At 42.2% G+C, this 6,609-nt stretch carries 5 protein-coding genes; all 5 read right to left on the bottom strand.

The features are described 5' to 3' along the window. Positions 1-335: 335 nt before the first annotated feature. On the bottom strand, positions 336-1,376 hold the full coding sequence (locus QT994_RS27120) for a hypothetical protein (RefSeq protein WP_333134554.1): 1,041 nt from the start codon (positions 1,374-1,376) through the stop codon (positions 336-338). Positions 1,377-1,395: 19 nt separating this feature from the next. Continuing rightward, complete coding sequence (locus tag QT994_RS27115; RefSeq protein ID WP_333078719.1) at positions 1,396-3,105, bottom strand: DEAD/DEAH box helicase; 1,710 nt, start codon at positions 3,103-3,105, stop codon at positions 1,396-1,398. A gap of 471 nt (positions 3,106-3,576) precedes the next feature. Beyond that, on the bottom strand, positions 3,577-3,726 hold the full coding sequence (locus QT994_RS27110; RefSeq protein WP_333180152.1) for a hypothetical protein: 150 nt from the start codon (positions 3,724-3,726) through the stop codon (positions 3,577-3,579). 63 nt (positions 3,727-3,789) lie between these two features. Then, positions 3,790-5,229: a relaxase/mobilization nuclease domain-containing protein gene (locus QT994_RS27105; protein ID WP_333180150.1), complete on the bottom strand. Its 1,440-nt coding sequence runs from the start codon at positions 5,227-5,229 to the stop codon at positions 3,790-3,792. Between the two features lie 65 nt (positions 5,230-5,294). Further along, entirely contained in the window at positions 5,295-5,696 is a 402-nt protein-coding gene (locus tag QT994_RS27100) for a plasmid mobilization protein (protein WP_333180148.1), read from the bottom strand. Positions 5,697-6,609 lie beyond the last annotated feature (913 nt).

Below are 6,609 nucleotides of genomic sequence, written 5' to 3'. Positions count from 1 at the left end.
TGGTTATCAAATGGGAGCGAAAAATCAAAAATAAAGGCAATGCTATTTTATCCGGTTTAGCTGCGTAGCAGCTTATAGCCGAGATACGCGCAAAATAGGACATGACGTAAAGTTTTGTAAATATAAGACAAAATGACTTGAAGTAGCAAAGCCTGAAATGTTTAACAGTAAAAGATTTCCGCTTTTTGGGTCTGTACGAGGGCAGAGTAGTAATACTACTCTGCTCTAGCTGACTGAGTGTTGGCAGCTTCTGTAGGCGGAAGGGACATTGAAAAGCGGCATTGTTACAAAACTTTACGTCGTGTCCTCGGAAAGCCCGTATCTCGGCTATACCCCTATCTAGTCCAAACTGTCGGGGAGATAATTTTAGCTGATAGATCATCTAAATAGAAATCGTAAACAGGTTCTCCTGATAATTCACAGCAAAGAGGTTCAATAATTTTAGTGAACGGATTCCAAACTATTGTTACAGTCCGTTTCGTTTTCTTTCTTTGCAACTCACATTGAATATGTACTGTAGGTAGATGGATAATCATTGCACTGTGCAACCAAGCTTCTACACTCATTGCATAACGCTCTTGGATATCTAACAATTTTCGATCTAGCTCTCTATTAGTAGCTTCAATTCGAGCTAATTCTTTGTCTAATTCATCACCAATCAAATTTTTTAACTCAATCTTGTGGCGAATCCCAGAGCTAATCGTGTTGTAATAATCCTTGAGTCTTTCTTCATCCCTAGCTCTTGCTCTTGTTAATTTAGCCTGCCAATTATCTAAAGATTTTCCAATCAATATTCCACTTTGATGTTCGATTAACTTCAATAACTCATCAAAAGGAATAGAAAATGGTGTTTCTTGATTATCCACATCCATTCTGTCAGACTCCCAAAATAAAGCATCCCCAATTTGTACTGGTGTTACTCCTGTTATTTCATTGATAATAAACGAAACTAGACCAATCCTTTTTTCTTCGGCATTCGCTGTGTAAGCCACATTACATAAAATGTAGCGAGTGGTTGATGGTTTAGCATCTACAAAACGAATTAACCCATTTTGAGGTTTGAATCTCTCTGGTATGCTTTTGTCAAATCCCGTAGCTTTTAGATAGCCATCAAATTTTACACCCAAGGCACTAATCTGCCCTTTGACAGCTAATAGTTCAGATAATTTATTTAATACTTCTGAATGATAAGTAACAAAAACACTTTGAGGTACATCAGTGATAGTTGTAAAAGTTACTTCTTCTGGTAGAGAAAGTAACGAGGCTATGTTTTCATTTAACAGCGCATTTAAAACGTGTTCCCCAGCCGGTTCAGCTATTCCGTCATGGAGAGCTACAATTTTTTCTAAAGTAGTAATTATTGGGTCGGATAACATATTTAATCAAATCAATTTTTCAAGCTTCAAAATCTTCGCCAAAAATCTGTTCATCCAGTTCTTGAATTTGCTCATATTGTTTTTGGGCTTTCAACAAATTATCTGCCAATTGCTCAAAGGCTTGATCTAATTCGGGTTTAACTTGATGCTTAAGCCAGATATCCATGACAACTTCACTAAAGTCAAATTCATCATCCACATTGCCTAAAATTGTTTCAATTTCTCCGACTACCAGTTCAAACATATTAATTTTGTCGTGCAGTATCCGCAGAATATACTCTTCGATACTGCCTTTGAGACAGAAGTTAAAAATAAAAACATCCTGGGTTTGTCCGATGCGGTGGATACGACCAATGCGCTGTTCAATTTTCATTGGGTTCCAGGGCAGGTCATAATTAACGATCGCATTAGCAAACTGGATGTTACGTCCTTCTCCCCCTGTTTCCGATGCTAAGAGTACAGAAACATTATCCCGAAATGCGGCTATAGCCTCATCTTTCTGTTTAAGGGACATTCCGCCAGTAAATTCTGCAAAGGGGATATTTTCCGCTTGCAGCGTTTTAGCTAAATAGGTGCTAGTTGCTTTATGGGTTGTGAAAACTAAGGTTTTCTGGCGAGATTTGGAGAGCATCTCTACTAAGGTTTTTGCTTTCTCGACCTGCTTGACTTGGGATGCTCGTGCAGCTAAAGACTTCAGTTCTTCATCGGGTAGGCGGATAGTCAGTTGCTTGAGGGAGTCAGCTAAAGCATTAGGGGATGAACCCGCTCGCATTAGCAAATTAGTACGGGAGAGTCTGTCTAGTTTGTCCTCTGAAGAACGTAGATACTTGCTCAAGTCTTGGTAAAGTTTCTCCTCTCCGGCTGCCGGGGTAACGGTAATTGTGGTGGCGAAGCGTTTGGGCAGTTTGACATCTACTAGGGCGCGGGTATTTCGTACCATAACTTCCCGCATCAGAGTGCGTAACTTTTCGGGATTTTTAGGGACTCGTCCATTCTTGGAATTGACGTATTCTTTTTTAAAAGCGGCTTCTGTTTGTAGCAGTCCCGGTTTGAGGAGGGTTAGCAGATTAAACAGTTCCACAAGGGAGTTCTGCACTGGCGTAGCAGTAAGCATGAGGATAAACCGCTTATTGAGGGCGTTGACCAGTTTCCAGTTGAGGGTACTGCGATTTTTTAGATGGTGTGCCTCATCGACAACAACCAAATCCCAAGTACGACTGGTGACGTGAAGATAATGTTTAGCAGACTTAGCCGTGTTTAATGAAGCGATAATTCGCGGATTATTTGTCCAAAATTCGTCTATCGGTTGTTGTGGGTCACGGTTATCTGTGGTGATAGTAGCGATATTAAATTTGTCACTTAACTCTGATTGCCACTGGGAAACTAGGGATGCCGGAGTTAACACTAGGATGGACTTTACCATCCCCCTAGCTAAGTATTCGGCGATGATTAGTCCCGCTTCAATGGTTTTACCCAATCCGACTTCATCCGCTAGTAATGCCCGTCCACCCATTTGTCTGAGGACTTTTCGGGCTGTTTCAATCTGATACCAGTATTTGTCGATAGCAGTTAATGTGGGTAGGCAAATGAGTTGGTCATAGTCTGCCATTACCGAGAGGTTAAACAGGTCTAAACGCGCTTCGTAGAAGTTAAGCGGGTCGTATTTACCAGCTTTCAGGGCTTCTAAGGCAGTGGAAGGATTGAATTGAAATGTATAGTTTTTTTCCATATTTATAGTTTTTCCTTACTTGGTCTGCTAAACAGACCTGTCCGCTAGCCTAAAAGCTTTGCTAGGTAATAAGTGTAGTCATTATCCTTAGCGTTTGAGGCTAAGAATACGGGCGACCCACGGCTAGAACCCTTTATTGTACAGCAAGCGTTATGATGCTTGGTAGTGATACGGAAGTAGTGGTGAGACATAATCCTTGTCCCATAAGCAATACTTCGGACAGTTTTAGATCTAGTCGAGTCTCCGAAACCCTTACTGGCTATATGCTGGACTATTTTTTCAAGGTTTAAGTAAGCGCGCACTCGTTTCAGAAAATGCGTAAAAAATGGCAGGGCTTCCTCGCCCTCGGCGGCGCAGGGCCGTTAAAAAACTGTCCGAAGTATTGATCAACAGGTTTTATCAAACATATTGATTGATTTTATGAACCTAAGCACTTTGTTTAAATTCTAGACAAATTTAAGGTAGCAACAATTAATCCAGTTCGATGTCTTGGATGCGCTGTTTATAAGGTTGGTTATTTGGTTGAATATTTTGCTGTTCTTGCTCAATTAATTGTATCCAGATATCATTCCAACTTGACGGTGGATTGACAAGTTCTGCATCCGGTAGCAACGATTGCACATTTCGAGCGAGCTGAGAATTTTCTGCAATCGCTATAATAACGCTATCGAGTTCTTGTAAGAATTATATAGGCAGTTGTGAAGCTCGTTCAATTCCTAGGTAAAGTGTCGCTGGTGCTGTTGTAGAGTTATCCTGTTCAATAAGCAAAATTGAAAGGGCTTCTATTGGGTTACAGGCAATCACAGCTCGCTCAATTTCTCCGGTAGTGGCTACCCAGAAAGCAGCTTCAGATGACAGGGGATGGGTTGTAGTAAAGTTGCCTCTTTCATCGAGAACAAAAGCGAAGCTGGCTTCCCCGTCAAGCGTCCGTCCTGTAAAGATAGCCTTTTCAGAGGCGGCATACAGCCAAGAATGAGAGTGCAATAAATTAAGCAATTCTAAAGGTAAACTGTACTCAATGGCGAGATGCGATCGGGCTTTTTGCCACTGAGTTTCATCAGGCTCAGGCAGGATTGACAGTTGTAACTCTAACTCATTGGCTGTTGCAGAAGTTGCAGGTGTGGTTGTTTCTAGCTCAGATTGTGACAACTCTAACTCATTTGCTGTTGCACTCGTTGCAGGTGCGGTTGTTTCTAGCTCAGATTGTGACCACTCTAACTCATTTGCTGTTGCAGGTGCGGTTGCTGCTAGCTCGGCTTCTGACAACTCTAACTCATTTTCCTCTGCCTCACCAGGGGCGATAGCTAAATGTTGTGGCTGCATTAAAGCTTCAATTAGGGCGTTATCTCGCCCTTTGTCATAGCTAACGCCTCGATGCTTCTGCAATCCAAAAAAAGTGTAGGCTTTACCCAACTGAGTGCCACTTAAAGCGACTCCATCTAAATTGTAAGAAATGCCTTGACTGAAGCCGATTCCAGTTCGAGTCAATCCGACTTGCACCTCTACGCCTTGTTGCTGCAACCGCTCAACGAATTCTGGCATACTTGGGTTGTCTTGGGTAACTTCATCAATTAGGTCTTGCAATTGCACCCTGACGCTCTTGTCTCCCTTGCTTTTTAATTGCCTGTGTTCTCCTGTAGTCTGAGCTCGCTTGTCTGTTTCCCAACTGGGTGTAACAGTTTCCAGGTTGTAGTTCCGTTCGAGTTGGCGAATAGTTTCTTGGCTTTTGTAATAGTCCCAGCTATCGTCAACAACACCTCCATCTAAGCAAATGCGACTGGCGACGATGTGAATGTGGTCGTGTTCTGTATCGCTGTGCTTGACAACTGCGTATTGGTTGTTGTCAAATTCCATCGCTTTCATGTAGTTGGCTGCGATTGCCAGCCAGCGCTGGTCATTTTCTTCAGAATCTTCTAGTTTTTCGGTGCTATCGACAGATAAAGTGGCGTGAAAAACTGCTACTTTCAGGTTAGGTCTTAGTTGTCGGGCGATGGCAAATTCAGCAGCCAGTTCTTCAGGAGTTTGTCCGCACATAGTACCGCCAATTAGAGCGGCGTCTTTTTTGCCCAGCACGTAGTTCAGACAGCCCCGAAAGCCTGTACCTTTGATTTGTTTGCCAATCATAACCGAAAAGCCGTCAGTTGCACAGAATCGATTGCTCAGGCGGTAAAGCCCAGGCTTGTTAATAATTAGCGTACTGTAGATTTGGCGAGGTTTGCAACTATTGTTTTAATTGCCTTCCCGTTTTCTCGAATGAGTTGCTGTACGCTTTCTAAGAGTCCTGTATTGACAACAACTGGTTCTCCCAATGCCACAGCACTATTGCAAGCTTTAGTAAGTTGATTGAGGTTGTTTCCTGCAAGTCTCAATTGGGCATTAATCTTGCACAAAACTTGATAGGCTTTTAAGTCAAATGCAGCTAGAGGGCGCGGCATGGCTCTCCTCAAAGCTGCACGGCGCATGAAGTCGCTCATGCTCAAATTGACTTGCTCTGCTCTTGCTTTGATTTGATTGTAGTCAGAGTCAGTTAGGCGAATGTGAATATGGTTGGATAGCAGCTCTCTAGGTTGGACTTCCGGTAAAGTCTTCATAGTTTTTAATCAGTAAAAACCTCTTACCAAGATACAAGTTAACAACTGTAATCGACAAGGGCTATTCAGGTGATTTTATCCCCCCCAATTGGAGAGGGCTGTTTAGACAGTTTATTAAGGTAGAGACTGACTATAATTTTCTTTATTTGTATAGAATAGTGGATTTAGGTGCGATCGCACTTGAATAAGTGATGAGCTTGTTGAATTGCTTTTGAAGCATTTTCTCCCTCTAATTTCTTAGAGCTATAGAATATTCAGCTTAAATCGTAGTACAAATAGTTACAGTTGTCATTAAAGCTAAAGAAAGTATTAAACCCGACCTTACGGTTAGGCTTCCGTAAAAGGAGGGTGCATTATTTCTCTTTCTGCACGTAAAAGTGCGATTTGTGATCACAAAACCATTGCTTGCTACCGAGAGAGAACAGCCATAACCGACCTCAACCAGCAAAGGCACGAACAGCACAAAAAAGCAGCAATTTGACCGAAAAAGTCAGGCATTTGCAGGATATTTTCAGGTAAATGCGGTAAAGTGCACCCCCTGCAAATACCTGCTTTCCGCCTGACTTTATACTGCACTTGCCTGACTTTATACTGCACTTGCCTGACTTTAGCTGACGCAACAATTAGCTAATTTTTTAGCGTTTTTAACAAAAACTGAATTGAATTAATAGTCAAGTTGCTGCATCTGGATTGAATTAATAGTCAAGTTGCTGCATCTGGATTGAATTACAGCAAGCGTATCTTTTCGCTTGGTCGCTCAACTCAAAACCTTGACGCACCTTTGCTTTCAATCTGCTTGCCACCCCGTCACCCCCCCCCAGGTGGATTCCACCTGATTATTGATTCGGTACTGAGACTCAGAATCACGCCTTCAACGAATTCTTTGACTTGCTCGCTCGCTTGCCGTTTCTCG

Source organism: Microcoleus sp. S13_B4, assembly GCF_036700885.1.
Taxonomy (GTDB): Bacteria; Cyanobacteriota; Cyanobacteriia; order Cyanobacteriales; family Microcoleaceae; genus Microcoleus.
This window is presented reverse-complemented; position numbering and strand designations above follow the sequence as displayed.

What these genes read in the sequence shown, in the direction of transcription:
- QT994_RS27120 (WP_333134554.1), bottom strand. Translation starts at nt 1,376, where the DNA reads ATGTTATCCGACCCAATAATTACTACTTTAGAAAAAATTGTAGCTCTC.
- QT994_RS27105 (WP_333180150.1), bottom strand. Translation starts at nt 5,229, where the DNA reads ATGATTGGCAAACAAATCAAAGGTACAGGCTTTCGGGGCTGTCTGAAC.
- QT994_RS27100 (WP_333180148.1), bottom strand. Translation starts at nt 5,696, where the DNA reads ATGAAGACTTTACCGGAAGTCCAACCTAGAGAGCTGCTATCCAACCAT.
- QT994_RS27115 (WP_333078719.1), bottom strand. Translation starts at nt 3,105, where the DNA reads ATGGAAAAAAACTATACATTTCAATTCAATCCTTCCACTGCCTTAGAA.